26 protein-coding genes are annotated in these 24571 nt (G+C 72.6%); 13 read left to right on the top strand and 13 right to left on the bottom strand.

The genetic code is table 11. The features are described from left to right. Nucleotides 1–117: 117 nt before the first annotated feature. Nucleotides 118–579 (top strand): hypothetical protein, encoded by a 462-nt coding sequence (locus ACL06G_RS17020; RefSeq protein ID WP_412787309.1) that lies wholly within the window; start codon nt 118–120, stop codon nt 577–579. Here ACL06G_RS17020 and ACL06G_RS17015 read toward each other — a convergent pair. From ACL06G_RS17015 to ACL06G_RS17000, 4 genes are all read right to left on the bottom strand, one after another. Further along, nucleotides 554–1189 carry a Maf family protein gene (locus ACL06G_RS17015; RefSeq protein ID WP_412787308.1) on the bottom strand — a complete coding sequence of 212 codons (636 nt, stop codon included), beginning with the start codon at nt 1187–1189 and terminating at the stop codon, nt 554–556. The two genes, ACL06G_RS17020 and ACL06G_RS17015, sit on opposite strands and share 26 nt — an antisense overlap. Before the next feature lie 40 nt (nt 1190–1229). Beyond that, entirely contained in the window at nt 1230–1361 is a 132-nt protein-coding gene (gene mmpB / locus ACL06G_RS17010; protein ID WP_412836260.1) for a morphogenic membrane protein MmpB, read from the bottom strand. Nucleotides 1362–1425: 64 nt separating this feature from the next. Beyond that, nucleotides 1426–1629 carry an acyl-CoA carboxylase epsilon subunit gene (locus ACL06G_RS17005; RefSeq protein ID WP_412787306.1) on the bottom strand — a complete coding sequence of 68 codons (204 nt, stop codon included), beginning with the start codon at nt 1627–1629 and terminating at the stop codon, nt 1426–1428. 12 nt (nt 1630–1641) lie between these two features. Continuing rightward, nucleotides 1642–3237, bottom strand: coding sequence for an acyl-CoA carboxylase subunit beta (locus ACL06G_RS17000; RefSeq protein WP_412836259.1), 1596 nt, complete (start codon nt 3235–3237; stop codon nt 1642–1644). A gap of 231 nt (nt 3238–3468) precedes the next feature. Between ACL06G_RS17000 and ACL06G_RS16995 the strand changes: the two genes are divergently transcribed. The 5 genes from ACL06G_RS16995 to hutH all read left to right on the top strand — a co-directional run bounded on the left by ACL06G_RS16995 (nt 3469) and on the right by hutH (nt 9424). Further along, a complete protein-coding gene (locus tag ACL06G_RS16995; RefSeq protein ID WP_412787304.1) occupies nt 3469–4335 on the top strand; it encodes a biotin--[acetyl-CoA-carboxylase] ligase in 867 nt (288 codons plus the stop codon). A gap of 106 nt (nt 4336–4441) precedes the next feature. Then, nucleotides 4442–5527, top strand: coding sequence for an adenylate/guanylate cyclase domain-containing protein (locus tag ACL06G_RS16990; RefSeq protein ID WP_412787303.1), 1086 nt, complete (start codon nt 4442–4444; stop codon nt 5525–5527). Between the two features lie 119 nt (nt 5528–5646). Continuing rightward, entirely contained in the window at nt 5647–6450 is an 804-nt protein-coding gene (locus ACL06G_RS16985) for an enoyl-CoA hydratase/isomerase family protein (protein ID WP_412836258.1), read from the top strand. A 141-nt stretch (nt 6451–6591) separates the two neighbouring features. Next, nucleotides 6592–7761, top strand: a complete 1170-nt coding sequence (locus ACL06G_RS16980) for a GGDEF domain-containing protein (protein WP_412787301.1) — start codon at nt 6592–6594, stop codon at nt 7759–7761. A gap of 118 nt (nt 7762–7879) precedes the next feature. After that, entirely contained in the window at nt 7880–9424 is a 1545-nt protein-coding gene (gene hutH, locus ACL06G_RS16975) for a histidine ammonia-lyase (protein WP_412836282.1), read from the top strand. Between the two features lie 29 nt (nt 9425–9453). Here the strand turns inward: hutH and ACL06G_RS16970 are convergent, their stop codons facing one another. Next, nucleotides 9454–9765: a hypothetical protein gene (locus ACL06G_RS16970; RefSeq protein WP_412787300.1), complete on the bottom strand. Its 312-nt coding sequence runs from the start codon at nt 9763–9765 to the stop codon at nt 9454–9456. A gap of 413 nt (nt 9766–10178) precedes the next feature. On the opposite strand from ACL06G_RS16970, the gene ACL06G_RS16965 reads away from it, so the two are divergent. Then, nucleotides 10179–11435 (top strand): L,D-transpeptidase, encoded by a 1257-nt coding sequence (locus ACL06G_RS16965; protein ID WP_412787299.1) that lies wholly within the window; start codon nt 10179–10181, stop codon nt 11433–11435. Nucleotides 11436–11514: 79 nt separating this feature from the next. On the opposite strand, the gene ACL06G_RS16960 is transcribed toward ACL06G_RS16965, so the two are convergent. Then, nucleotides 11515–12072 (bottom strand): type 1 glutamine amidotransferase domain-containing protein, encoded by a 558-nt coding sequence (locus ACL06G_RS16960; protein WP_412787374.1) that lies wholly within the window; start codon nt 12070–12072, stop codon nt 11515–11517. Nucleotides 12073–12381: 309 nt separating this feature from the next. Here ACL06G_RS16960 and ACL06G_RS16955 point away from each other — a divergent pair, with 309 nt between their 5' ends. Next, the gene (locus ACL06G_RS16955) at nt 12382–12816 is read left to right on the top strand and encodes a hypothetical protein (RefSeq protein ID WP_412787298.1); all 435 of its coding nucleotides are present in this window, start codon (nt 12382–12384) and stop codon (nt 12814–12816) included. 66 nt (nt 12817–12882) lie between these two features. On the opposite strand, the gene ACL06G_RS16950 is transcribed toward ACL06G_RS16955, so the two are convergent. Continuing rightward, the gene (locus ACL06G_RS16950; RefSeq protein WP_412836257.1) at nt 12883–14949 is read right to left on the bottom strand and encodes a thioredoxin domain-containing protein; all 2067 of its coding nucleotides are present in this window, start codon (nt 14947–14949) and stop codon (nt 12883–12885) included. A 122-nt stretch (nt 14950–15071) separates the two neighbouring features. On the opposite strand from ACL06G_RS16950, the gene ACL06G_RS16945 reads away from it, so the two are divergent. After that, nucleotides 15072–15638 (top strand): Uma2 family endonuclease, encoded by a 567-nt coding sequence (locus ACL06G_RS16945; protein ID WP_412787296.1) that lies wholly within the window; start codon nt 15072–15074, stop codon nt 15636–15638. Between the two features lie 233 nt (nt 15639–15871). On the opposite strand, the gene ACL06G_RS16940 is transcribed toward ACL06G_RS16945, so the two are convergent. Next, nucleotides 15872–17074, bottom strand: coding sequence for a hypothetical protein (locus tag ACL06G_RS16940; protein WP_412836256.1), 1203 nt, complete (start codon nt 17072–17074; stop codon nt 15872–15874). Between the two features lie 85 nt (nt 17075–17159). Here ACL06G_RS16940 and ACL06G_RS16935 point away from each other — a divergent pair, with 85 nt between their 5' ends. Next, a complete protein-coding gene (locus ACL06G_RS16935; protein ID WP_412787294.1) occupies nt 17160–18311 on the top strand; it encodes a cystathionine gamma-synthase in 1152 nt (383 codons plus the stop codon). Between the two features lie 54 nt (nt 18312–18365). On the opposite strand, the gene ACL06G_RS16930 is transcribed toward ACL06G_RS16935, so the two are convergent. From ACL06G_RS16930 to ACL06G_RS16920, 3 genes are all read right to left on the bottom strand, one after another. Continuing rightward, nucleotides 18366–18611 carry a hypothetical protein gene (locus tag ACL06G_RS16930; protein ID WP_412787293.1) on the bottom strand — a complete coding sequence of 82 codons (246 nt, stop codon included), beginning with the start codon at nt 18609–18611 and terminating at the stop codon, nt 18366–18368. Next, nucleotides 18608–19090, bottom strand: coding sequence for a sigma factor-like helix-turn-helix DNA-binding protein (locus ACL06G_RS16925; protein WP_412836255.1), 483 nt, complete (start codon nt 19088–19090; stop codon nt 18608–18610). The genes ACL06G_RS16930 and ACL06G_RS16925 overlap by 4 nt, the downstream gene beginning before the upstream one ends. A gap of 103 nt (nt 19091–19193) precedes the next feature. Beyond that, nucleotides 19194–19622 (bottom strand): MarR family winged helix-turn-helix transcriptional regulator, encoded by a 429-nt coding sequence (locus ACL06G_RS16920; RefSeq protein WP_412787373.1) that lies wholly within the window; start codon nt 19620–19622, stop codon nt 19194–19196. Nucleotides 19623–19944: 322 nt separating this feature from the next. On the opposite strand from ACL06G_RS16920, the gene ilvA reads away from it, so the two are divergent. The 3 genes from ilvA (at nt 19945) to ACL06G_RS16905 (ending at nt 23276) form a co-directional block, all read left to right on the top strand. Next, nucleotides 19945–21183 carry a threonine ammonia-lyase gene (ilvA, locus tag ACL06G_RS16915; protein ID WP_412787291.1) on the top strand — a complete coding sequence of 413 codons (1239 nt, stop codon included), beginning with the start codon at nt 19945–19947 and terminating at the stop codon, nt 21181–21183. A 117-nt stretch (nt 21184–21300) separates the two neighbouring features. Continuing rightward, nucleotides 21301–22413: an ATP-binding cassette domain-containing protein gene (locus ACL06G_RS16910; protein ID WP_412836254.1), complete on the top strand. Its 1113-nt coding sequence runs from the start codon at nt 21301–21303 to the stop codon at nt 22411–22413. Nucleotides 22414–22448: 35 nt separating this feature from the next. Further along, nucleotides 22449–23276: an ABC transporter permease gene (locus tag ACL06G_RS16905; RefSeq protein WP_412787372.1), complete on the top strand. Its 828-nt coding sequence runs from the start codon at nt 22449–22451 to the stop codon at nt 23274–23276. 105 nt (nt 23277–23381) lie between these two features. Here ACL06G_RS16905 and greA read toward each other — a convergent pair whose 3' ends face one another. Together greA and ACL06G_RS16895 are read right to left on the bottom strand one after the other, a co-directional pair. Next, nucleotides 23382–23879, bottom strand: a complete 498-nt coding sequence (greA, locus tag ACL06G_RS16900; RefSeq protein WP_412787289.1) for a transcription elongation factor GreA — start codon at nt 23877–23879, stop codon at nt 23382–23384. A gap of 163 nt (nt 23880–24042) precedes the next feature. Then, nucleotides 24043–24459 (bottom strand): DUF4307 domain-containing protein, encoded by a 417-nt coding sequence (locus ACL06G_RS16895; protein WP_412836253.1) that lies wholly within the window; start codon nt 24457–24459, stop codon nt 24043–24045. Nucleotides 24460–24571: the final 112 nt, after the last annotated feature.

Raw genomic sequence — 24571 nt, 5'->3', positions numbered from 1 at the left:
AGTTCTGGGAATCCCCGGTCCCGTCACGACTCTTGCCCCGGCCTCTACCCGCCAGTAGCGTTCCTCTCGCAGAGCTTTCGTACACGCGGTGGCGACGGAAACAGGTGGGTGGACGGCGTGTCCCGACGGTGGGTGGCTGCGATCGCCGCAGTCGTGCTGATGTGTCAGGCCGTCGTCGTCGTGCTGCTCCAGAGCTTCATGGGACTCGTCGTGAACGAGCAGCAGATGTCACTGGCCGGTCTGGAACCGCACGTCATGAGCATCGGCACGGTGGTCGGCGGTGTCGTCCTGGGCCTCTGTCTCCTGTGCTGCGCCGCCGTCCTGGCGGTGACGGCCGTGCGCGACCGCGCGCCGGGGCGCGTCCCGCGGCTGCTGCTCGTCAGCGTCGCGGTGCTGCACGCACTGCTCGGCGCGTTGACCGTCGGCCTGGTCGGCTGGCCCGCCTTCCTGGCGATGATGCTGATCGTCGGCCTGCTGGTGGGAACCCTCGTCGCCTACGGCCCGGGGCAGGAGGAGACCGCCGCGGGGAAGGAGTCCGAGGGCGACCCGGCGCCTACCGCCGAGCCCACAGCCGGGTGATCTCCACGCCGAACCGGCCGAGGAGCGTGCGCAGCAGGGGGAGCGACAGCCCGATGACATTGCCCGGGTCGCCCTCGACTCCCTCGACGAACGGCGCCGAACGACCGTCGAGCGTGAACGCCCCGGCGACGTGGAGGGGTTCGCCGGAGGCCACGTAGGCCGCGATCTCCTCGTCCGTCGGCTCGCCGAAGCGGACCGTCGTCGACGCGGTCCGGGCGACGCCCTCACCGGTGGTGGTGTCGACGAGGCAGTGGCCCGTGTGCAGGACTCCCGAGCGGCCGCGCATCGCCTTCCAGCGGGCGGTGGCGTCCTCGGCGTCCGCCGGCTTGCCCAGTGCTGTGCCGTCGAGTTCGAGCACCGAGTCGCAGCCGAGCACCAGCGCTCCCGCGGCCTCGGGCCGTTCCGCCACCGCGCCGGCCTTCGCCTCGGCCAGTACCCGGGCCAGATCCGCCGGAACGGGTTCGGTGAGCGCGTCCTCGTCCACCCCGCTGACGATCACCTCCGGCTCCAGCCCCGCCTGGCGCAGCAGGCCCAGCCGGGCGGGCGAGGCGGAAGCGAGCACGAGGCGGCGCGCGGGACGGTCGGTGCCTTCGGCGTCGGTGCGGGTCATGCGCCTCATGCTAGTGCTGCGGCCGGGGGGCGGCCCCGCGTCAGGCCGTCCGGGAGACGAGCGTCACCACGACCACCACCGCGGCCGCCAGGACCCAGCCCAGACGCCTGAGCATCGCCTGGGCGGCGCGGAGTTCCGTGGGAGGCCTGTCCTCGGGGTCGGACCACAGCATGCCCCGATCCTCCCGTCCTCCCGGCCGGGGCGCCTGAGTACGGGTACTCAGGCGCCCCGCACGCTCACGCCGGCCAGAAGGCGGTGCGCCAGGCCTTCGGCCCCGGGTGCGGCAACCGCCGCGGCACCGTGCGCGCCGGGTCGGACCACTCGGTGGCGTCCCGGGGTGCGGAGCCCGCGGCCGCGGAGGCCGCAGCCCGTGCCTGGACCACCGCCAGCGCGGCGGCCAGCTCCTCCGGGGTCGGGTTGCCCCGAATCACCTTGATCATGGATGCGGCCTCCTACAGCGGGATGTTGCCGTGCTTCTTCGGCGGAAGCTGCTCGCGCTTCGTGCGCAGCGTCCGCAGCCCGCGGACGATGTGGCGCCTGGTCTCCGACGGAAGAATCACGGAGTCCACGTACCCGCGTTCGGCGGCGGCATACGGGTTGAGCAGCGTGTCCTCGTACTCCTGCGTGAGGTCGGCGCGCAGTTCCTCCCGCTCCTCGGCGCCCTCGACGGCGGCGAGTCGCCGGCGGTGCAGGATGTTCACCGCGCCCTGCGCGCCCATCACCGCGATCTGCGCCGTCGGCCAGGCGAAGTTGAGGTCCGCCCCCAGGTGCTTGGAGCCCATCACGTCGTAGGCGCCGCCGAACGCCTTGCGGGTGATCACGGTGATCAGCGGGACGGTCGCCTCGGCGTAGGCGTAGATGAGCTTGGCGCCCCGCCTGATGATCCCCTCGTACTCCTGGTCGGTGCCCGGGAGGAAGCCCGGCACGTCGACGAAGGTGAGCACCGGGATGTTGTACGCGTCGCAGGTGCGCACGAAGCGTGCGGCCTTCTCGCTGGCGTCGATGTCCAGGCATCCCGCGAACTGCAGCGGCTGGTTCGCGACGATACCCACCGAGTGGCCCTCGACGCGGCCGAACCCGGTGATGATGTTCGGGGCGAACAGCGCCTGGGTCTCCAGGAACTCGTTGTCGTCCAGGACGTGCTCGATCGCACTGTGCATGTCGTACGGCTGGTTCGCCGAGTCCGGGATGAGGCTGTCGAGTTCGCGGTCCTCGTCGGAGGTCTCCAGGTCGGCCTCCTCGGGGAAGACCGGCGGGTCGGAGAGGTTGTTGCTCGGCAGGTACGAGAGCAGGGCCTTGACGTAGTCGACCGCGTCCTTCTCGTCGCCCGCCATGTGGTGCGCGACGCCGGAGGTCGTGTTGTGGGTCCGGGCGCCGCCGAGGGCTTCGAAGCCGACGTCCTCCCCGGTGACCGTCTTGATCACGTCCGGGCCGGTGATGAACATGTGCGAGGTCTTGTCGACCATCACGGTGAAGTCGGTGATCGCCGGCGAGTAGACCGCCCCGCCCGCGCACGGCCCCAGGATCAGGCTGATCTGCGGCACCACACCGGAGGCGTGCACGTTCCGGCGGAAGATCTCGGCGAACAGGCCGAGCGCGGTCACCCCCTCCTGGATCCGGGCCCCGCCCCCGTCGTTGATGCCGATGACCGGGCAGCCCGTCTTCATGGCGAAGTCCATGACCTTCACGATCTTCTCGCCGTACACCTCGCCCAGCGAGCCGCCGAAGATCGTGAAGTCCTGCGAGTAGACGCAGACCGGGCGGCCGTCGACCGTGCCGTACCCGGTCACCACGCCGTCGCCGTAGGGGCGGTTGGCCTCCATGCCGAACGCCGTCGAGCGGTGCCGCGCGAACTCGTCGAGCTCGGTGAACGAGCCCTCGTCGAGCAGCAGCTCCACACGCTCACGCGCGGTCAGCTTGCCCTTGGCGTGCTGCTTCTCGATCGCGCGCCGGGACCCCGCGTGCGTCGCTTCGTGCGCGCGCTGCTGGAAATCCGCGATCTTGCCCGCGGTCGTATGGATGTCGGGGCTGGTCTCCTGCTCGGACACGGCCTGCGGCTCCTCGCTCCTGCGTCGGCTACTCAGTCGTAGGCTATCCGTGCCCGCGGCGATCGACGCTGCGTCGTTCAACACACTCCGCACCCCGTGCGGACCGCGCGCACGTGCGGTAGGAACGGGCGGAACCGCTGTGCGCCGGCACCCCGCCGTTCCGCAGCGGTCGTTGCGCCCCTTCGGCGGTGTGCTGCGGAGGCCCGGGAGCGTCCGGCCTAGGGTGGCCGTATGAGCGAATCCCACGGCGACAGGGAAGAACGCTGGTCCGACCTGGACCGCCCGCCTCTCGACGCGCAGTCCCTCCGGCAGGCGCTCGTCCGCCCGGACGGCCTCTGGACCTCTCTCGACGTGGTACCGGCCGTCGGCTCCACCAACACCGCCCTCGTCGAACGGATCTCGGCGGGCGAGGCCCGGCACGGCGCCGTGCTCGTCGCGGAGGAGCAGACCGCGGGACGCGGCCGGCTGGAACGCACCTGGACCGCCCCCGCCCGCTCCGGGATCTTCGTCTCCGTCGTCCTCGAACCGGCGCCGCCCGTCGAGCGCTGGGGCTGGCTCCCGCTGCTCACCGGCGTGGCCGCCGCGAGTGCCCTGGCGCGCACCGCCGGTATCGACTGCCTGCTGAAGTGGCCCAACGACCTGCTGACCGAGATCGACGACGAGGAGCGCAAGATCGGCGGCATCCTCGCGGAGCGCGCCGGGGACCGCATGCTGGTCGTCGGCCTCGGGCTGAACGTCTCGCTGCGCCGGGACGAGCTGCCCGTGCCGGAGGCCGGGTCGCTCGCCCTCGCCGGGGCGCCGGGCCGGGACCGCGACCCGCTGCTGCGCTCGCTGCTGCGCTCGATCGAGCTGTGGTACGGGCGCTGGAGCGAGGCCGGGGGCGACCCGGCCGAGTGCGGGCTGCTGGAGGCGTACGCGGCCGGCTGCGCGACCCTCGGCCGTCACGTCAGGGCAGAGCTCCCGGGCGGTGAGGCCCTCACGGGCGAGGCCGTCGCGGTCGACGGCGACGGGCGACTGGTGCTCGCGACCGACCAGGGGATGCAGCGCCCGGTGGGCGCGGGGGACGTCGTCCATCTGCGCTCCGCAGCGGACGGGTGAGCCGGTGATAGGACTGACGTATTGTGGGCACCCGGCGCACCCGGAGGAGATCGGAAGGTAGTGCACAGGGACGACGGGACCTGGCAGGGCCGACAGGGAGCGGGACGTGGCCGTGGATGAGCCGGAGACCCCCGACCCTCGGCCGTCGGCACCCGCCCACGGCGGTGACAGCCGTCAGGAGGACGATCCCAGCGCGCTCCGCATCGAGGAGCTGATCCTCGGCGCCGGGCGCCAGTACACCCCTTTCCAGGCGGCCCGTGCCGCCGGCGTCTCCATGGAGCTGGCGTCCCGCTTCTGGCGTGCCATGGGCTTCGCCGACGTCGGTCAGGCGCGCGCGCTCACCGAGGCCGACGTCCTCGCGCTGCGGCGACTGGCCGGCCTGGTGGAGGCCGGACTGCTGAGCGAGTCGATGGCGATCCAGGTCGCCCGTTCCACCGGGCAGACCACGGCCCGGCTCGCCGACTGGCAGATGGACTCCTTCCTGGAGGACCTGACGGAGCCCCCGGAACCGGGCATGACCCGCAACGAGGTCACCTATCCGCTGGTCCAGCTGCTGCTGCCGGAGCTCGAGGAGTTCCTGGTCTACGTGTGGCGGCGGCAGCTCGCGGCCGCCACCGGGCGCGTCGTGCAGACGCAGGAGGACGACGACACCGTCGCCCGCCGGCAGGCGATCGGCTTCGCCGACCTCGTGGGCTTCACCCGGTTGACGCGCCGGCTGGAGGAGGACGAGCTCGGGGAACTCGTCGAGGCGTTCGAGACGACCGCGGCCGATCTCGTGGCGGCGCACGGCGGCCGCCTCATCAAGGCCCTCGGGGACGAGGTCCTCTACGTCGCCGAGGAACCGGGCACCGCTGCGGAGATCGGCCTGCGCCTCATCGAGACCCTCGCCAACGACCCGACCATGCCCGAGCTCCGTGTCGGCATCGCCTTCGGCACCATGACCAGCCGCATGGGCGACGTCTTCGGCAACACGGTGAACCTGGCCAGCCGCCTCACCTCCATAGCGCCGAAGGACACCGTGCTCGTGGACGGTGCCCTGCGGGCCGAACTCACCGGGAGCGGCGACGCCCCGGAGTCCGAGAAGGAGACCGAGGACCTCTCGGGCTTCCGCTTCGCCCTCCAGCCCCTCTACCAGCGGCCGGTCCGAGGGCTCGGCGTCGTGGAGCCCTGGCTCCTCAGCCGCCGCGGCTGAGGAGCGGCGGTGTCCGGAGAGCCTCCTGCGCGGGGCCCGACCGGGCCCGGGCCCCCGGGAGTCCCGGCGGCGGCCTATGCTCACGCGGACGAGAACGCGCGTGAACAGGGAGGCCGGGGATGATCCGCACAGCGAGGTACGGCGAGTTCGTCGAGGTTCGTGTCGACGAGGCGACCCATGTCGCCGAACTGGTGCTGGACCGCCCCAAAGCGATGAACGCCGTGTCCACCGCGATGGCGCGGTGCATCGCCGACGCGTGCGCCGCGCTCGCGGAGGATCCGGGAGCCCGTGCCGTGGTGCTGGGGTCGACGCACGAGCGGGCGTTCTGCGTGGGCGCCGATCTGAAGGAGCGGAACTCCTTCACCGATGCCGAACTGGGCCGGCAGCGTCCCCACGCGCGAGCGGCGTACACCGGCGTGCTGGAGCTGCCCCAGCCCACCGTCGCCGCGGTGCACGGCTTCGCCCTCGGCGGCGGTTTCGAGCTCGCGCTGTCCTGCGACGTCATCGTGGCCGACCCCACGGCCGTGGTGGGACTGCCGGAGGTGTCGGTGGGCGTCATCCCCGGTGGCGGCGGCACCCAGCTGCTGCCGCGGCGGGTCGGTGCTGCGCGGGCCGCGGAGCTGATCTTCACCGCCCGTCGCGTGGAGGCCGCCGAAGCACGGGAGCTGGGGCTCGTGGACCGGCTCGCCGCCGAGGGTGCCGATCGTGAGGAGGCGCTGGAGCTGGCCGGACGGATGGCCGCCAACTCGCCGGTCGGCCTGCGGGCGGCCAAACGGGCGCTGCGCACCGGATGGGGCCAGGACCTGCGGGCCGGACTGGAGATCGAGGACGCCGCCTGGCGGACCGTCGCCTTCTCGGGTGACCGCGCGGAGGGCGTGGCCGCCTTCAACGCGAAGCGCACGCCCGAGTGGCCGGGGGAGTGACCGACCCGCCGGGTGTGCCGGCCCCGCCTCCGGGCGGGCCGACACGCCCGGTCGTTCTCCCGTTGCGCCGTCCGCACCGCGGATGAAGGCCCGGAAGGCGTCTTCTGCCCTGCTTCGTGCGAAAACTTCTAGGCTTGACCCATGGGAGAAGACGTGCGGCTGCGGGCGGTCGTCGAGCTGGCGCAGGCCATGGCCGCCGCACACACCCGGCTCGAGGTGGCGCACGCGGCCGCGGCGGGCGCTCGGGCCGCTCTGGGCGGCTCCTTCGCGGCGGTGTCGCAGTGGGAGCGGGAGCGCGGGCAGCTGCGCGTCCTGGTGAACGTGGGGGAGCTGGTCGAGGGCGAGGAGGAGTTCCCGCTCGACGAGCGCTACCCGGTGCACGACTTCCCGGAGATCACCGAACCGCTGCACGAACGGTGGGCGGGGGGCGGCGAGGCCCACGCCTGGATCGAGACCGCGGACGGCCGGCGCACCGGCACCGGCCCCTACGGCGGGCCCCGCGGCGCGGCGGCCGGAGGGCGTGGACGGGCGGACGGTCTGCGCAGGCGCGGCCGCAGCGCGTGCGTCGTCGCTCCGCTCGTGCTGCACGGGAGGGCCTGGGGGGAGCTCTATGTGGCCCGGCGCGCCGGCGATCGCACGTTCGGACGTACGGAGGCGGAGTTCGCGACGGTGCTGGCGGCGATCATCGCGGCCGGGATCGCCCAGAACGAGCGGCTGGAGGAGGTGCGGCGCCTCGCGTTCACCGATCCGCTGACCGGCCTGGCGAACCGGCGGGCGGTGGACGCCCGGCTGGACGAGGCGCTGGAGCAGCACCGTACGGAGGGGGTCGTGGTCAGCCTGGCCGTGTGCGACGTGAACGGGCTCAAGCGGGTCAACGACGTGCACGGGCACGAGGCCGGCGACCGGCTGCTGTCCCGTTTCGGGTCGGTGCTGAGCTACTGCGGTGCGATGCTGCCGGGAGCGCTGGTGGCGCGGCTCGGCGGCGACGAGTTCTGCCTGCTGGCCGCGGGGCCGCCCGCGGACGAGGTGGTGCGGGCGGCGGAGGAGCTGTGCCGGCGGGCCGGGGAGCTGGAACTGGGGGAAGGGGTGTCCGTCGGGATCGCCTCGACGGGCGATCCGATCGGGGAGGTGCGCTCGCAGCGGCGGCTGTTCCGGCTCGCCGATGCGGCGCAGTACCGGGCGAAGGCGGCGCGGGCCACCAAGCCGGTGGTCGCCGGGCGGGACGGCGGCCCCCGGGATCCGGTGGTGCGGATGGCGGATGCGCCGGAGCGGCCCGGCGGCGACCGGCGCCGGTTCCGCGGCGCCGGTTGATGAATCGTTCCTGCTCGGGAGGTCCCGAGCGCGCCCCGGCCGGACTCGACCGGGAAGGCCTGGGCGGCGGCGACCGTGACAGGCATCGATTCAGCCTCTAGGGTGAATGAATATGAGTATGCACACCGTCGTCGTCGAGACGTCCGGAGTCCGCGCCGAGGACGTCGTCGCCGTGGCCCGGGACGGAGCCCGCGTCGAACTCTCCCCGGACGCCCTGCAGGCGGTCGCTGCCGCGCGCGGCCACATCGACGAGCTCGCGGCCAAGCCGGATCCGGTGTACGGCGTCTCCACCGGCTTCGGCGCGCTCGCCGTCCGCCACATCAACCCCGACCTGCGGGCGCAGCTCCAGCGGAACATCGTCCGCTCGCACGCCGCCGGTACCGGGCCGCACGTCGAGCGCGAGGTCGTCCGCGCCCTGATGTTCCTGCGGCTCAAGACCGTCGCCTCCGGCCGCACCGGGGTGCGCCCCGAGGTGGTCCGCACGATGGCGGCCGTGCTGAACGCCGGCATCACCCCCGTCGTCCACGAATACGGCTCGCTCGGCTGTTCCGGTGATCTCGCGCCGCTCTCCCACTGCGCCCTGACGCTCATGGGCGAGGGCGACGCCGAGGGCCCGGACGGTGCCGTGCGCCCGGCGTCCGAGCTGCTGGCCGAGCACGGCATCGCACCGGTGGAGCTGCGGGAGAAGGAGGGGCTGGCCCTCCTCAACGGCACCGACGGCATGCTCGGAATGCTCGTCATGGCCTGCGCCGACCTGGCGCGGCTGCACACCTCCGCCGACATCGCCGCTGCGCTCTCGCTGGAGGCGCTGCTCGGTACGGACCGGGTGCTCGCCCCCGAGCTGCACGCCATCCGCCCGCACCCGGGGCAGGCCGCCTCGGCGGCCAACATGCTCAAGGTGCTGCACGACTCCGGGCTCACCGGCCACCACCAGGACGAGGCGCCCCGCGTGCAGGACGCCTACTCGGTGCGCTGCGCCCCGCAGGTCGCCGGCGCGGGACGCGACACGCTCGCCCACGCGCGTACGGTGGCGGACCGCGAGCTGGCCGCGACCGTCGACAACCCGGTCGTCCTCCCCGACGGCCGCGTCGAGTCCAACGGCAACTTCCACGGCGCACCGGTCGCCTACGTGCTGGACTTCCTGGCAGTCGCCGCGGCCGACCTGGCCTCCATCGCGGAGCGGCGCACGGACCGCCTCCTGGACAAGAACCGCTCGCACGGGCTGCCGCCGTTCCTGGCGCACGACGCCGGGGTCGATTCGGGGCTGATGATCGCCCAGTACACGCAGGCCGCCCTGGTCTCCGAGCTCAAGCGGCTCGCCGTCCCTGCGTCCGCCGACTCCATCCCGTCCTCCGCGATGCAGGAGGACCACGTCTCCATGGGCTGGTCCGCGGCGCGCAAACTGCGGACCGCGGTCGACAACCTGACCCGTGTCGTGGCCATCGAGCTGTGTGCCGCCGCGCGGGCCGTCGAGATCCGGCAGGCGGACGGCCTCCGGCCGGCCCCGGCGGCAAGTGCCGTGATCGCGGCCGCGCGTGCGGCCGGTGTCGGGGGACCGGGGGAGGACCGCTACCTGGCGCCCGACATCGAGGCGGCGGTGCGCTTCGTGCGCGACGGCGGACTGGTCGCCGCGGCCGAGTCGGTCACCGGCCCGCTCGCCTGAGACGGGGGACCGACCGAGGCGGGAAAGGACTACCGGCGGGGCCGCCGGGACAGCCCGGCGAGCAGACCTCCGGCGCCCACCAGGCCGAGTGCTCCCAGCGTGTACGGCGCCCTGTCGAAGGCGGGGTTCCGGCTCAGCCTCGGTCCGGCGATCACGCCGGGGTCGGCCGACCGGAGGGTCTCCGTGGACACCGCCGAAACGCGCCGGGCCGCTGCCTGCGGGGCGCGCACGTCGTCCGGCGACGCCTGAGCGGAGGGCACGAATCCGAGGCCGAACAGTACGCCGGCAGCGGCGGCCGCCGTCGCCAGCGACCGGCGGCGTGTCGACTGGTCGGATGCCACGGGTGTGCCGGCCCCCCTCGGAGCTCCGCCGGGATGCCTCCGGCGCGTGCGGTGCGTGCGGTGAGGACGGCTACTCTAGTGATCATCTCCGGTTCGTGGAAGGCGTGTTCGGGTTGTACGCCGGTCCGGTCCCGGTCCGCTCGATGTGTGAGGGTGCGGGGTTCGGGCAGGTGCCTCACCACGTCCCCGGCGCTGCGGCGTCGCGGCCGCCGACTCGTGGGCTGCGGGTCCCGAGGCGCAGAGGCGCGTTGACGTGGCGTGCCCCACATTTCGCGTTCCGGGTGGAACGAATCACAGACAGGATGCGTCTGGATCCGTAGAGCTGGAAGGTGCCTTGTCCGGTTTGCCCGGCAGGGCCGGAAACCGCGAGGCCGGGAAGTCCCAGGACTCAGCGAGCAGATGGAGATCGAGTGATGACGGTGGGGAAGCACCGCAGGAGCATGGCGGCGGCCGCCGCGCTGCTGAGCGGTGTGCTGGCGCTGACCGCCTGTGGAAGCGGTGGCGACGACGCGGAAGCGGGCGGCGGCAAGGCCGACTCGCAGAGCAAGGTCGACCAGGCGGCCGCGGAGGATGTGTCCGACGCACGAATATCCATCTCTCCGAAGAACGGCACCGACGACGCCAGCATCAACGAGGCCGGGAAGGTCACCGTCAGCGACGGTGAGCTCACCGAGGTGACCATGACCGCGTCCCAGTCCGGGAGCGAGGTCGCCGGAACCCTTGCGGACGACGGCAAGTCCTGGACCCCGGACGGGCAGTTGGAGCGTGCCACGCGGTACGAGATCCGTGCTGTCGCCGAGGACGCGGACGGGCGCGAGGCGCACGAGGCCGCCTCGTTCACCACCGTCTCCCCGGACAACAGCTTCATCGGCTACTTCAACCCCGACCACGGCACCACCGTCGGCGTCGGCATGCCGGTGAGCATCAACTTCGACAAGGCCATCGAGAACAAGGCCGAGGTCGAGTCCGCGATCGACGTCAGCAGTTCCAGCGGTCAGGAGGTCGTGGGCCACTGGTTCAGCGAGACCCGCCTCGACTTCCGGCCGGAGGACTACTGGAAGGCCGGCTCCCAGGTCACCCTCGACCTCGGCCTCGATGGCGTCGAAGCCTCCGACGGCGTGACCGGCGTCCAGGACAAGACGGTCACGTTCAACGTCGGCCGCTCCCAGGTCAGCACGGTCAACGTGAAGACCAAGCAGATGACCGTCGTGCGGGACGGCAAGACGATCAAGACGTTCCCGATCTCCGCCGGCAGCGCCGACAATCCCACCTGGAACGGTGAGATGGTGATCTCCGAGAAGTTCAAGGAGACCCGGATGAACGGCGCCACCGTCGGGTTCAAGGACGACGACGGCAAGGGCGAGTACGACATCAAGGACGTGCCCCACGCCATGCGGCTGTCCACGTCCGGCACCTTCATCCACGGCAACTACTGGGCCGGCGACAACATCTTCGGCTCGGCCAACACCAGCCACGGATGCATCGGCCTGAACGACGTCAAGGGAGCGGGCGACCCGGCGCAGAACGCCGCCTGGTTCTTCCAGAACTCCCTCGTCGGCGACGTCGTCGTGGTCAAGGGGTCTCCCGACAAGCAGATCGACCCGGCCAACGGCCTCAACGGCTGGAACCTCTCCTGGGACGACTGGAAGGCCGGCTCCGCCACCTCCTGACCGCTCCCGGCATACACCGCCCCGGAACGCCGCTGCGTTCCGGGGCGGTGCGCGTGTCCGCGGGGCCGGGGCCGTGCGCTCAGCGTGCCACGTTCGCCTCCGCCGCCCGCGCGAACTCGAGGAGGAACGCCCCCTCGAAGGGCTTCAGATCGGCCGGACGGCGACTCGTCACCAGCGCGTTGGGGCCGTTCGTGCACACCCTGACCTCCTCGTCGACCCAGGAGGCTCCCGCGTTGCGCAGGTCGGTCCGCAGGCTCGGGTACGACGTGAGGGTCCGCCCCCGGACCGCGTCCGCCTCGATCAGCAGCCAGGGGGCGTGGCAGATCGCCGCCACCGGCTTCCCCGAGGTGAAGAAGCCCTTCACGAACGACACGGCGTCCGCGTCCGTGCGCAGCGCGTCCGGATTGGCCACCCCGCCTGGAAGCACCAGGCCGTCGTAGTCCGCCGCCGACACCTCCTCGACGGTGCGGTCGACCGGGAACCTCTCGCCCTTGTCGAGGTGGTGGAAGGCCTGGATGTGTCCCGGCGCCGTGGACACCAGTTCCGGCGTGCCGTCCGCGTCCTCGACCGCCCGCCACGGGTCGGTGAGTTCCAGCTGCTCCACGCCCGCCGGGGCCACGAGAAATCCGACCTTCATGTTCGCCACGTCCTCTCCGGTGCGTCGTCCGTCGCGGACGGCGCAGCGCCGGCAGCCGTGCCGCCCGCACCCTCCGGGTGACCGCCGACGGGCACGTCATGCCTCGCGGCGGCGGGCTCCGGCGCGCGGATTCCGGTGATCGGGGTTCTCGGGTTCCGGTGGGCCGGGCGACGAGTTGCGGGACCCGGGTGCCCTCCTTAGCGTGAGGAACGCGGCACGTGATCGAATGAATACGCAAGGTCACTGCCGTGGGTTGTTCCACGGACTTCCGTCCCCGGAGTCCCGTCCCCTTCCCCCTGGAGACCGCACATGCTTCACACGACCATGAGCAAGGTCGCCCTCTGCGCCGCGGGCGGTGCCGTCGCCGCCATGGGCGCCGCCGGCCCGGCCCTCGCTGCCCCCTCGATGCCGGACGGCGGCGGAAAGGTGCACCACGGCTGGACGACCGAGAAGACCAAGGTCCACAAGCGGCCGAGCCACCGCTCCCCGGTCATCAGCTGGATCCAGGCGCACCGGCACATCTACCTCAAGTGCAAGGTGCGCAAGTACGGCGACACCTGGTACAAGCTCGCCATGCAGCCCGGCTGGGTGAACTCCGACACCGTCCGCGTCCGCTCGCACGTGCCGCACTGCCGCTGGGAGTGGGGCATGCACGACGGCGGTTCGATGAACGACGCCGCCATGGAAGAGGCGTCCCTGTACCCGGCGCAGCAGGAGCAGGCCGCCGCCGAGCCGGTGGGCTGACCCGCCCGGTGCCGCCGCGGCCGGAGGGACGACAGGCCCCTCCGGCCGCGGCGCTGCGGGTGGTCCTCAACCCGCGCGCAGGGCCTCGGCGAGCGCCTCCGCGTCCGAGGTGGGCGCCTCGCAGACGAAACCGCGGCACACGTACGCGGTGGCCCGGCCGTCCGGCGCGGGACGGTCCCGCAACAGCGGCGCCGCATCCGCCGCGCCGGGGGCGCCCAGTGCCACGACCGCCCCCGGCGCCGTCCCCAGCAGCGCCGTACGGTGCAGACCACCGGTCGCCGGGTCCTCGGCGTCACCCACCACGGCGACTTCCCGGGGGCCGTCCAGCGCGGCTTCCGCGGCGGCCAGTCCCCAGCCGACGAACCGCGGGGCGCGGGGCGCCAGCGCACGGACGATGCCCAGCGCCCGCTCCGCCGCCTCCCGGTAGCGGCCCTCGCCGGTGTAGGCCGCGAAGGACAGCAGCGCCTGGGCGGCCGCCGTCCAGCCCGACGGTGCCGCGTTGTCCGCGGGGTCCTGCGGACGACGGATCAACTGCTCCGCATCGTCCGCGGTGTCGTACAACGAGCCGTCCTCCGCGGTGAAATGGCGCAGCACCGCGTCCAGCAGCGTGCGGGTGATCTCCAGCCACGCCGTCTCCCCGGTCACCGCGTAGAGCGTCAACAGGCCCTCGGCGACGTCGGCATAGTCCTCCAGCACGCCGTCGCTGGTTCCGGGCACCCCGTCGCGCGAGGTCCGCACCAGCCGGCCGCGGTCGTCGAAGTGCACCGCCAGCAGCAGGTCCGCCGCCGCACGGGCGGCCTCCACCAGATCCGGGCGCTGGAAGTACGCGCCGGTCTCCGCGAGTGCCGCGATCGCGAGACCGTTCCACGCGGCCACCACCTTCTCGTCCCGCTCCGGGCGCGGCCGCGACGCGCGCGCGGCGAACAGCCGCCGGCGCACCGACTCCAGGCGCTCCGCCTCCGCCCGGGCCTCGGTCCGGTCCGCTTCCTCGTCCTCCCGCGGGTCCTCCTGCGCCGGGAGTTGCAGAACGGACGCGCCCTCCTCGAAGGTGCCGTCGTCCGTCACGGCGAAACGCGCCGCGGCGAATGCTCCGTCCCGCTCGCCCAGCACCTCGGCGAGCTGCCGGGGCGTCCACACGTAGAAGGCGCCCTCGCGGTGCCGGCCGCTGCCGTCGTCGCTGTCCGCATCGAGAGCGGAAGCGAAACCGCCCTGCTCCGTGCGGAGTTCACGCAGCAGGAAGTCCGCGGTCTCCAGCGCCACCCGGCGTGCGAGGGCGGAGCCGGTGGAACGCCACAGGTGCGCGTACACGCGGCACAGCAGCGCGTTGTCGTACAGCATCTTCTCGAAGTGCGGCACGACCCAGCCCCCGTCCACCGAGTAGCGCGCGAACCCCCCGCCGAGCTGGTCGTAGAGGCCACCGCGTGCCATCCCCTCGCAGGTGGCCGCGACCATCTCCAGCGCGCCGTCCGCGCCGGTCCGTGCGTGGTGCCGCAGCAGGAACTCCAGCGCCATCGAGGGCGGGAACTTCGGCGCGTCCCCGAACCCGCCGTGCTGGGCGTCGAAGTCACGGGTGAGCCCCAGGAGCGCCTGCCCGAGCTCCTCCTCACCGGGAGGCTGCGGCCCCTCGTAGGCGAGCCGCCGCCCTGCGAGATCACCGGTGATCCGCTCGGCGACCTCCGCGACTTCACCGCGCCGGTCGGCCCAGGCCGTCACGACGCCCTCCAGCACCTGCAGGAACGACGGCATGCCGTGTCGCGGCGCGGGCGGGAAGTAGGTGCCGAAGTAGAACGGCTCGGCCCGCGGCGTCATGAAGACCGTCATGGGCCACCCGCCCTGCCCGGTCGCTGCCTGCACCGCCTCCATGTACACGGCGTCGATGTCGGGCCGCTCCTCGCGGTCGACCTTCACGGACACGAAGTGCTCGTTGAGGAACCGGGCCGTCTCCTCGTCCTCGAAGCTTTCGTGCGCCATCACGTGGCACCAGTGGCACGCGGAGTAGCCGACCGACAGCAGAACGGGCACGTCGCGCCGTTCCGCTTCCGCGAACGCCTCCGGTCCCCACGGCCACCAGTCGACCGGATTGTCAACGTGCTGAAGCAGATAAGGCGAGGTCACGTCAGCCAGCCGGTTCATGGGACCCAGCCTCTCACGCCGGGACGGCCCCGCCGGTTCGACCTCGGCCCGAAGCCGGTGCCGGGCTGGAAGCCGGCAGTACGCTGAGTCGAGCAGCACCGAATCCTCGAAGGAGGTACTTCATGACCGCCGGGATGGTGGCGCCCGCGTGGATGCATACGCCGATCAGCGCGGAACAGTACGACTCCTGGACCGAGGAGCAGTGCGTCGGCATCGAGATCGTGGACGGGATGGTCGTCGTGAGCCCGAGCGCCTCCAAGCGGCACAACCGGCTGGCCCGGCTCCTCGCCAATGCTCTGGACGACGCCGCGGGCCCGGACTGGAACGCCGACACGGATTTCGATGTCCGCTTGCAGGACGTGCCGCTCACCAACCGCCGCCCGGACGTCACGGTGTACCGGGCGGAGACCATCGACCTCACGCCGACCCGTCCCGAGCACGTGCTCCTGGTCGTCGAGGTCGTGTCCCCGGGGTCGGAGACCACCGACCGGATCGTGAAGGTGGACCAATACGCCAAAGCCGGCATCCCCTTCTACTGGCGCATCGAGCAGTCCGCCACCGGCGTTCCGATCGTGTACACCTACGTCCTCGACCCAGCCAGCAGGGCCTACCGGGACGGCGAGGTGTTCACCGGCACCGTGAAGGCCACCGTGCCATTCCCTGTCACGGTCGATATCGGGGTCCCGTGAGCAACGAGGAATCGCCCGTGACCGCCCTCGGCGCCTCCGGCGTCCTGAGGCTTCCCGTGAACTTCGGACAGCGGGTGGTGACACTGCGGGGGTGAGGTCCGGCTGCACAGTCTGCGCGTCGACGACGCTCTTCCGGCTGATCAGCAGGTCCCGTCGCGCAGAACGGTGTGGACCCGCTGCCTTCGCGGGAGCCGCGGGAAACAGGTGTGGTCCCCTCGCCCCGCCGCCCCGGTTCAGGCCTGACGCGTTCCCGCGCGCGAGGCGGCTTCCCAGCCCGCGACCGCGAGCCCCCGGTACGTCGCGTAGCTCGCCGCCGGGTCGGGGGTCGCCGCCCATGGCAGCGCGCCGACGTAGCCGTCCACGACCAGCAACGCCTCCAGCGCCTCCTCGTACCGCTCGGCGCGCACCAGCAGGCACACCAGCAGGTGCAGCACGTGCGGCCGCACCGGGTGGTCGTCGTCCACCTGGTCCACGGCGAACTCCGCGGCCTCGATGGCCTGCTCGACCTCGGCGCTGCGGTACAGGCTCCGCACGACCTGCACCTCCGGCAGGTGCTCGTACAGCGCGAACAGCGGCAGTGCCGGCAGCAGCGTGCCCTCCGGCGCCCGGGACGCGGTGCCCTGCGCGAAGGCGTCGGCCTGCTCCTTCGACCCGCAGCCGTTCTCCGACCAGTACTGCAGTGCCGCCAGGTGTGCGCCCATGTGGTGCGGGGCGCGGCGCGTCACCTCGGACCACAGTGCCTCGAAGTCGGGCCGGCGGTCTCCCAGCCCCCGCGCGACGAGCAGCTCCGACACGTACGGCGTCGGGTCGGCCGGTGCCAGCGCCGCCGCCTCGCGGCAGACCGCACGCGCCTCCTCCAGGATGATCCGGCGACTGTCCGACCCCGGCTGCTCGGCCAGCCCCTGCCAGATCAGGAACTGCGCGTAGACCTCCGCCGCCCCCGCGTCGGCGGGCTGCTCGGCGCGCCAGCGGCGCAGCCAGCTCGCGTCGGGCACCCGGGCCCGGGTGGCCGCGTCCTTGCTGAGGGAGACGGTCCCGCCCTCCGGTGCCGTCCCGCCGCCGGCCTCGGCGTCCGCGTCGGCGTCGGCCGCGGCCGCACGGGCGTCGGCAAGCTCCTTCGCCGCGGCCCCCGCGGCGGACTGCACGCGCTGCCAGCGCAGCTCCCACTCGTCGCCGGTCAGAGCGATCAGGCGGGCGAGCTGCTCCCACTCCTGCTCCGCACGGGCCTCCTCCAGCGCGTCGATCAGCTGCGGGTCCGGGCCGGGCAGCCGCACGTCCAGCTCCTCGACCGGCACGAACCCGTACGCCGCCCCGGGCAGGACCGCCGCCGCGTTCCCTCCCGACGCGCCGCGGAGGAGTCGTCGGCGGCGCATCGCGGGCACGACCAGCAGGCCGGCCACGGCGGCGATGACGATCAGCAGGAGCAGGGCTTCCATGACGTGTGTCTCCCGGAGGAAGGGAACCGGCAACGGTTCGGTCGACCGTGTCTGCCTCCACGGTACGGCCCGTTACCGTGGGCCCATGAGTGACCGGAATCCCAAGAGCTTCGAGACCCTCGCGATTCACGCCGGGCAGCCGGCGGACGCGACCACCGGTGCGGTCGTGCCGCCCATCTACCAGGTGTCGACCTACAAGCAGGACGGCGTGGGCGGCATGCGCGGCGGCTACGAGTACAGCCGTTCCGCGAACCCGACGCGCACCGCGCTGGAGGAGAACCTGGCGGCCCTCGAGGGCGGGCGGCGCGGCCTCGCCTTCGCCTCCGGGCTCGCCGCGGAGGACTGCCTGCTGCGCACGCTGCTGCGCCCCGGCGACCACGTGGTGATCCCGAACGACGCCTACGGCGGCACGTTCCGGCTGTTCGCCAAGGTCGTGGAGCGCTGGGGCGTGGAGTGGTCGGTGGCCGACACCTCCGACCCCGCCGCCGTCCGCGCGGCGCTCACCGACCGGACGAAGGCGATCTGGGTCGAGACGCCGTCGAACCCGCTGCTCGGCATCAGCGACATCGCGGTGCTCGCCGAGGTGGCGCACACCGCCGGGGCGCGGCTGGTCGTGGACAACACCTTCGCCTCGCCCTACCTGCAGCAGCCGTTGTCGCTCGGTGCGGACGTCGTGGTGCACTCCACCACCAAGTACATGGGCGGTCACTCGGACGTCGTCGGCGGCGCACTCGTCGTGGCGGACGAGGAGCTCGGCCAGGATCTCGCGTTCCACCAGAACTCGATGGGCGGGGTCGCCGGGCCGTTCGACTCCTGGCTGGTCATGCGCGGCATCAAGACGCTTCCCGTCCGCATGGACCGGCACAACGCCAACGCCGAGCGCGTGGTGGAGCTGCTGAGCGGGCACTCCGCGGTGACCGAGATCTACTACCCCGGTCTGCCGTCCCACCCCGGCCACGAGATCGCGGCGAAGCAGATGCGCGGCTTCGGCGGCATGGTCTCCTTCCGGGTGCGTGGCGGCGAGGAGGCCGCCGTCCGCGTCTGCGACCGGGCGGAGCTGTTCACGCTCGGGGAGTCGCTGGGCGGCGTCGAATCGCTCATCGAGCACCCGGGGCGCATGACGCACGCCTCCGCGGCCGGTTCCGCACTGGAGGTCCCCGCGGACCTGGTGCGGCTGTCCGTGGGCATCGAGTCGGCCGACGACCTGCTCGCGGACCTCAACGCGGCACTCGCCTGACCCGGACCCGCGCCACGGGCTCTCCCGCTCCGCGCCGGGCGGAGGGGAGAGCCCTCACCAGGTGACGATCGGCGGGGACGTGGCGGGGGCGCGCCACGGCTGAACGGTGACGGCCCAGGCCGCGAAGACCACGGCGGCGGCGATTGCCACGGTCCACAGCACCACGCGGAGCCGGTGCCGCCTGCGCAGCAGCCGCTCCCCGCGCGCGCCCGCCCGGGCGGCAAGATCCGCAGGCAGGGTCGCTTGCGCGCCGTCCAGCATGCGCCGGACCTCGTCCTCTCGGCGGTCGGGCAGGTTCACGACATCACCGCCCGTCCCCCGGCGACCGTCCCGTTCCGGTGCGGGACCTCGCGCAGCGTGGCCACCGCGCGCCCGCACAGCGTCCGCACCCGGTCCAGCGGCAGCCCCAGCGCCGCCGACACCTGTTCCTCCGCGATGCCTTCGTGGAGCCGCAGCACCAGCACCAGGCGTTCCTGCGGCGGGAGCCGCTCGAGGAGGCCGCCCCGCGGACGCCGGTACCGCCAGGCGCGGTGGGCGAACAGCAGTGCCAGTTCCAGTCGTGCGTGGTCGTACGGGTCCTCGTCCCGCAGCCGCCGCCAGTCCGCGTACGTACGGGCCAGGGCGGAGACCAGCAGATCCTCCGCCACGGGCGCCGCATCGGGCGGTTCGGCGGTGAGCAGGGAAGCGGCATGCAGCAGCCGCCCGCCCGCTCCCGCGACGAACGCCTCGAACTCCCGGTCGCGGAGCCGATCCTGGTGCGACTGGTGCAGCACTGCCACTGTGGTTCGCCTCCCGTGCTCCCCATGGGACTCCAGGGGGAGCACCGGGCGCAAGAGGCGGGAGGGAGGCGCGGCGCCGCTCGGGCGGTGCCGCGGCGGCCCGTCACTTCGTGGGCGTTCCGGCCGTGAAGAGTGCCGAGTTGAACCGTGTGAGGAGCGAGCAGAAGGTGATGCGTTCCTGCTCGCCCCAGCCTTCGGTGAGCCGCTCCATCAGTTCGCGGCGCGAGGACCGCACCTGCTCCAGGCGTTCGGAGCCGCGCGCCGAGAGCTGGAGCACGACCGCGCGGCCGTCCTCCGGATGGGAGGTCCGCTTGACCAGCCCGGAGTCGACCAGCGGCGCCACCTGCCGGGTCACCGTCGAGGAGTCGATTCCCATGCCCGCGGCCAGGGCCTTCACACCCATCGGGCCTTCCCGGTCCAGACGGTGCAGCAGCAGGTAGGCGGCCCGGTCCATGGAGTTGCGGGCCTGGCCCACACCTCCCAGCCGGGTCTGCTCCGCGCGCCTGGCGAACAGGGCGACCTGGTGCTGCATGGCGTCGAGGACCGCCGCCTCGTGGGCGGAATCGGGTTCCCCCCGGGGAACCGCGTCCTCCAGGGGCGCCGGTGCCGCCTGCGGGGCGGGGGTGGGTTCGGGGGATCCGGTCGTCAGTTCCGGGTGCGTGGGCATGGCCGGGATGCTCGCTTCTCGGTGAGGGCACGGTACGGGCGACGGGGAGAGTCTGTGGACCACAGTACGCGTCCCGGCGCGCGCGGGTACCGCCGCAGCCGTCATCCGTCGCCGCCGCGCCACGGGCCGGCGCCGGGGTGCGGAAATTCACGCGCCCCTCGGTGCGGCGAGCTGCCAGACTGACTGCATGGCCACCAGCACGGACGAGGACCCCGCCGCCCCCCTGGCGGTGTCGGTCGACGACGTCCGCGCCGCGCAGCGGACCCTGTCCGGTGTGGCCCGGACGACCGCGCTGGAGGGGAGCAGGCACCTCTCCGAGCTGCTCGGCACCCCCGTCCACCTCAAGTGCGAGAACCTGCAGCGCACCGGTTCCTTCAAGGTCCGCGGCGCCTACGTGCGCATCGCCGGACTGCCGCCCGAGGACCGCGCCCGCGGCGTGGTGGCGGCCAGCGCCGGGAACCACGCGCAGGGCGTCGCCCTGGCCGCCGCGCTGCTGGGGGTGCGCTCCACGGTGTTCATGCCGGTCGGTGCCCCGCTGCCGAAGGTCGCGGCCACCCGCGAGTACGGGGCGCAGGTCGTGATGCAGGGGCAGGTCGTCGACGCGTCGCTGGAGGCCGCGCGGAAGTACGCGGCGGAGACCGGTGGGGTCCTCATCCACCCGTTCGACCACCCGGCCGTCGTCGCCGGGCAGGGCACCCTGGGCCTGGAGATCCTGGAGCAGTGCCCCGAGGTCCGCACCCTCGTGGTCGGCATGGGCGGCGGCGGTCTCGCGGCGGGCCTCGCCGTTGCCGTGAAGCAGCTCCGCCCCGACGTGCGGATCGTGGGTGTGCAGGCGGAGGGGGCGGCGGCGTACCCGCCGTCGCTGGCGGCGGGGCGGCCCGTCCCGCTGGAGCGGCTCTCCACCATGGCGGACGGCATCAAGGTCGGCCGGCCCGGCGAGGTGCCGTTCGGCATCGTCCGCGCGCTGGTCGACGAGGTCCGCACCGTCACCGAGGACGCCCTGTCCAGCGGGCTGCTGCTGTGCCTGGAACGGGCCAAGCTGGTCGTGGAGCCCGCGGGCGCCGCCCCGGTGGCGGCGCTGCTGTCGGATCCGGAGGGCTTCGAGGGGCCGGTCGTCGCCGTCCTGTCCGGCGGCAACGTCGACCCGCTGGTGCTCCAGCGCACCCTCCGGCACGGCATGGCGGCAGCCGGCCGCTACCTCTCGCTCCGCCTCCGGCTGTCCGACCGCCCGGGAGCGCTTGCCGCACTGCTGGGGGAGCTGTCAGTGGCTGACGCTAACGTGCTGGACGTGAGCCACGTACGTACCGATCCCCGGCTCGGCCTCGACGAGGTGGAGGTCGAGCTGCACCTGGAGACCAAGGGCCCGGAGCACTGCATCGAACTGTCCCGCACACTGCGGTCCGCGGGGTACACCGTCGTGAGCTGACCGCACGGCCGGGAGCCGGCCGATCCCGAGTACGCACCGCCGACGCGTGACGGAACGTCCCACGCCCGCACGCAACCGATCGCTTTCACCACCCATCCACGCAACGGGAGCCCACACATGCCAGGCGCCATCCACGCCGAAGGTCTGGTGAAGACCTTCGGCGACGTCAAGGCTCTGGACGGCATCGACCTCGATGTTCCCGAGGGGACCGTGCTCGGTCTCCTCGGGCCGAACGGTGCCGGCAAGACCACCACCGTCCGGGTCCTGACCACGCTGCTCCGGCCCGACCGGGGCCGCGCGATCGTCGCCGGTCTCGACGTCCTCGAACAGCCCACGCAGGTCCGCCGCTCCATCGGCCTCTCCGGACAGTTCGCCGCGGTCGACGAGTACCTCACCGGCCGGGAGAACCTCCGGATGGTCGGGCAGCTCTACCAGATGTCCGCAAGGGACGCGAAGGCCCGCGCGGCCGAGCTCCTGGAGCGCTTCAACCTCGCCGACGCCGCCGACCGCACCGCCAAGACCTACTCCGGCGGCATGCGCCGCCGCCTCGACCTCGCCGCCGCGCTGGTCGTCAGCCCGCCCGTGATGTTCATGGACGAACCGACCACCGGTCTCGACCCGCGGAACCGGCAGCAGCTGTGGGAGGTCATCGAGGAACTCGTGGCGGGCGGCACCACGCTGCTCCTCACCACCCAGTACCTCGAGGAGGCCGACCGGCTGGCCCACGACATCGCGGTCGTCGACCACGGGCGCGTCATCGCCCGCGGCACTTCGGACCAGCTCAAGGCACGGACGGGCGGCGAGCGGGTGGAGGTCGTCGTCCACGACCGCGAGACCCTCGGCACCGCCGAGTCGGTGCTGCGCGGCTTCGGCAAGGGCGAGACCCTGGTCGAGTCCCACACCCGCCGGATCACCGTCCCGGTCACCGGCGGCGCGAAACTGCTCGCCGAGGTCATCAGGGACCTCGACTCCCGAGGCGTCGAGATCGACGACATCGGCCTGCGCCGTCCCACGTTGGACGACGTCTTCATCTCCCTGACCGGCCACGCCGCCGAGGACAGCAAGAACTCCGGTGACTCCGGTGACTCCGGTGACTCCGGTGACACCGCGGACTCCGGGGAGACCGAGAACACCGGCGGCGCCGGCGCGGACGCCCGCGCGGCGGAAGACGTCCCGGAGGCGGGTGCCGTCGCGGACGCCGCCGGAAGCACGAAGGAGGAGAACCGGTGAGCGTCACCGAGACCACGACCCCCCGGGCGCAGCACATGCCGGTGCCCACGGGCGGCTTCCGCCAGTCCGTCAACGACTCGCTGATCGTCGCCAGGCGCAACCTCATCCGCATGATGCGGATCCCCGAAGTCGTCGTCTTCGGACTGATCCAGCCCATCATGTTCGTGGTGCTGTTCTCCTACGTCTTCGGCGGCTCCATCAACGTGCCCGGCGCAGGGCTGGACCCGGACGCCTACCGGGAGTTCCTGATGGCGGGCATCTTCGCGCAGACCGTCACCTTCGCGACGGCGGGTGCGGGCGCGGGCATCGCCGAGGACATGCACAAGGGGCTCGTCGACCGCTTCCGCTCGCTGCCGATGGCGCGCGGCGCCGTCCTCACCGGGCGCACCTTCGCCGACCTCGTGCAGACCGCCCTCACCCTCGTGGTGCTGGCACTGGTGGCGCTGCTGGTCGGTTGGCGCACCCACGAGAACGCGCTGAGCATCCTCGCCGGCTTCGGGCTGCTGCTCCTGCTCGGCTACGCCTTCACCTGGATCGGCGCACTCATCGGGCTGTCGGTGCGCACCCCGGAGGCCGCCACGTCGGGAGGGCTGATCTGGCTCTTCCCGCTGACCTTCGTCTCCAACGCGTTCGTGCCGTCGCAGAACATGCCGACCGTGCTGCGGCACATCGCCGAGTGGAACCCGTTCAGCGCGACCGTGCAGGCGGCGCGCGAGCTGTTCGGCAACATCCCGCCGGGCTACCCGGTGCCCGACGCCTGGCCGATGCAGCACCCGGCGTGGGCCTCGCTGATCTGGTCCGTGCTCATCGTCGCTCTCTTCCGCACGCTGGCCGTGCGGAAGTACAAGTCGGCCGCCGGCTGATCCGGCGGGGCACGTACGAAACGGCCGGGTCGGAACGCAGCGGCGTTCCGACCCGGCCGTTCCTGCGAGGCTGCGGCCCGGCGGCCGTGGCGCCTCGGTGCGCACTCAGCCCTGGTAGGGCTTGGCCTCCAGGATGCGGACGGAGGCCATCTTCCCGTTGGGGAGCTCGTACTCGGCGTCGGTGCCCACCTTGTTGCCGTTCACGCCGTTGCCCAGCGGCGACTGCGGCGAGTAGGTCTCGATGTCCGCGCTGGCGTATTCGCGGGAGGCCAGCAGGAAGGTCAGCGTGTCGTCCTCGTCGCCGTCGAAGGCGATCGTCACCACCATGCCGGGGGCGACCACGCCGGTGTCCGCGGGGGCCTCGCCGACCTTCGCGGTCTCCAGCAGCTGCTCGAGCTGGCGGACCCGCAGCTCCTGCTTGCCCTGCTCCTCCTTGGCCGCGTGGTACCCGCCGTTCTCGCGAAGGTCACCCTCCTCACGCGCCGCCTCGATCTTCTTGGCGATCTCCGTGCGTGCAGGACCCGACAGGTACTCCAGCTCGGCCTTGAGCTGGTTGTACGCCTCCTGGGTCAGCCAGGTGACGTTGTCGCTGGTCTGGGTCACGGTCGCTCCTCGTCGGTGCTGGGATATAAAGCAACGCCCTGCCCGTAAGGCTGCGCCGTGACGGGCGGGCGGAAACTACGAGCCTAACAATTCCGGTGCGGAAGTGAAGGACGGTGAACCTGCGGTGTCCGTCCGGTCCCGCGCGGTGGGGCGGCCCGGGCGGTCAGCCGGCCGCCTGGCAGCCGACCAGTTGCAGTCGCGCGGCCGGACCCGTGGTCCGCACGGTCACGACCGGATCGGCCCGTTCCGCATCGCTTGCGATGCGCACGTCCTTCCTGCCGACCACGCCGCCATCGCTACCCAGCACACGCACTGTGCACACACCGGCCACCTCGGCGTCCTTGTGGACCTCCAGCCTCGCCTCGACGGTGTCGTCCGTCACCTTGCGGAACGCGACCACCGAGCCGCTCACCTCCGTGCCGGCCACGTAGGCGTAGCCGAACCAGGCCACACCGGCCAGCACGAGCACCCCGAGCACCGCTCCGATGAGGCGCAGCGTGCGGTCGGACGCTGCGCGCGAGGCCGTCGGGGAGGACGACCCGTAGCGGCCCGCGGGAGGGCGGGGCGGCGTGTCGGGCATGTCGGTTCCTGGTGGGGCGGGGCGGGAATACGGCAGCAGGTTCGTCGGTCACTATAGAAGCCGTCTGACGCGACGAGACAACGAGGATCGAGCCTTGACTGAGCAGCTCCGA

Origin of the sequence: Streptomyces callyspongiae, from assembly GCF_047200695.1 — a bacterium.
Taxonomy (GTDB): Bacteria; Actinomycetota; Actinomycetes; order Streptomycetales; family Streptomycetaceae; genus Streptomyces.
The sequence above is the reverse complement of the archived record's forward strand: the minus strand, read 5'-3'. Positions and strand labels throughout refer to the sequence as shown.

What these genes read in the sequence shown, in the direction of transcription:
- ACL06G_RS17015 (WP_412787308.1), bottom strand. Translation starts at nt 1,189, where the DNA reads ATGACCCGCACCGACGCCGAAGGCACCGACCGTCCCGCGCGCCGCCTC.
- mmpB (WP_412836260.1), bottom strand. Translation starts at nt 1,361, where the DNA reads ATGCTGTGGTCCGACCCCGAGGACAGGCCTCCCACGGAACTCCGCGCC.
- ACL06G_RS17005 (WP_412787306.1), bottom strand. Translation starts at nt 1,629, where the DNA reads ATGATCAAGGTGATTCGGGGCAACCCGACCCCGGAGGAGCTGGCCGCC.
- ACL06G_RS16995 (WP_412787304.1), top strand. Translation starts at nt 3,469, where the DNA reads ATGAGCGAATCCCACGGCGACAGGGAAGAACGCTGGTCCGACCTGGAC.
- ACL06G_RS16985 (WP_412836258.1), top strand. Translation starts at nt 5,647, where the DNA reads ATGATCCGCACAGCGAGGTACGGCGAGTTCGTCGAGGTTCGTGTCGAC.
- ACL06G_RS16980 (WP_412787301.1), top strand. Translation starts at nt 6,592, where the DNA reads ATGGGAGAAGACGTGCGGCTGCGGGCGGTCGTCGAGCTGGCGCAGGCC.
- hutH (WP_412836282.1), top strand. Translation starts at nt 7,880, where the DNA reads ATGCACACCGTCGTCGTCGAGACGTCCGGAGTCCGCGCCGAGGACGTC.
- ACL06G_RS16965 (WP_412787299.1), top strand. Translation starts at nt 10,179, where the DNA reads ATGACGGTGGGGAAGCACCGCAGGAGCATGGCGGCGGCCGCCGCGCTG.
- ACL06G_RS16960 (WP_412787374.1), bottom strand. Translation starts at nt 12,072, where the DNA reads ATGAAGGTCGGATTTCTCGTGGCCCCGGCGGGCGTGGAGCAGCTGGAA.
- ACL06G_RS16955 (WP_412787298.1), top strand. Translation starts at nt 12,382, where the DNA reads ATGCTTCACACGACCATGAGCAAGGTCGCCCTCTGCGCCGCGGGCGGT.
- ACL06G_RS16950 (WP_412836257.1), bottom strand. Translation starts at nt 14,949, where the DNA reads ATGAACCGGCTGGCTGACGTGACCTCGCCTTATCTGCTTCAGCACGTT.
- ACL06G_RS16945 (WP_412787296.1), top strand. Translation starts at nt 15,072, where the DNA reads ATGACCGCCGGGATGGTGGCGCCCGCGTGGATGCATACGCCGATCAGC.
- ACL06G_RS16940 (WP_412836256.1), bottom strand. Translation starts at nt 17,074, where the DNA reads ATGGAAGCCCTGCTCCTGCTGATCGTCATCGCCGCCGTGGCCGGCCTG.
- ACL06G_RS16935 (WP_412787294.1), top strand. Translation starts at nt 17,160, where the DNA reads ATGAGTGACCGGAATCCCAAGAGCTTCGAGACCCTCGCGATTCACGCC.
- ACL06G_RS16920 (WP_412787373.1), bottom strand. Translation starts at nt 19,622, where the DNA reads ATGCAGCACCAGGTCGCCCTGTTCGCCAGGCGCGCGGAGCAGACCCGG.
- ilvA (WP_412787291.1), top strand. Translation starts at nt 19,945, where the DNA reads ATGGCCACCAGCACGGACGAGGACCCCGCCGCCCCCCTGGCGGTGTCG.
- ACL06G_RS16910 (WP_412836254.1), top strand. Translation starts at nt 21,301, where the DNA reads ATGCCAGGCGCCATCCACGCCGAAGGTCTGGTGAAGACCTTCGGCGAC.
- ACL06G_RS16905 (WP_412787372.1), top strand. Translation starts at nt 22,449, where the DNA reads ATGCCGGTGCCCACGGGCGGCTTCCGCCAGTCCGTCAACGACTCGCTG.
- ACL06G_RS16895 (WP_412836253.1), bottom strand. Translation starts at nt 24,459, where the DNA reads ATGCCCGACACGCCGCCCCGCCCTCCCGCGGGCCGCTACGGGTCGTCC.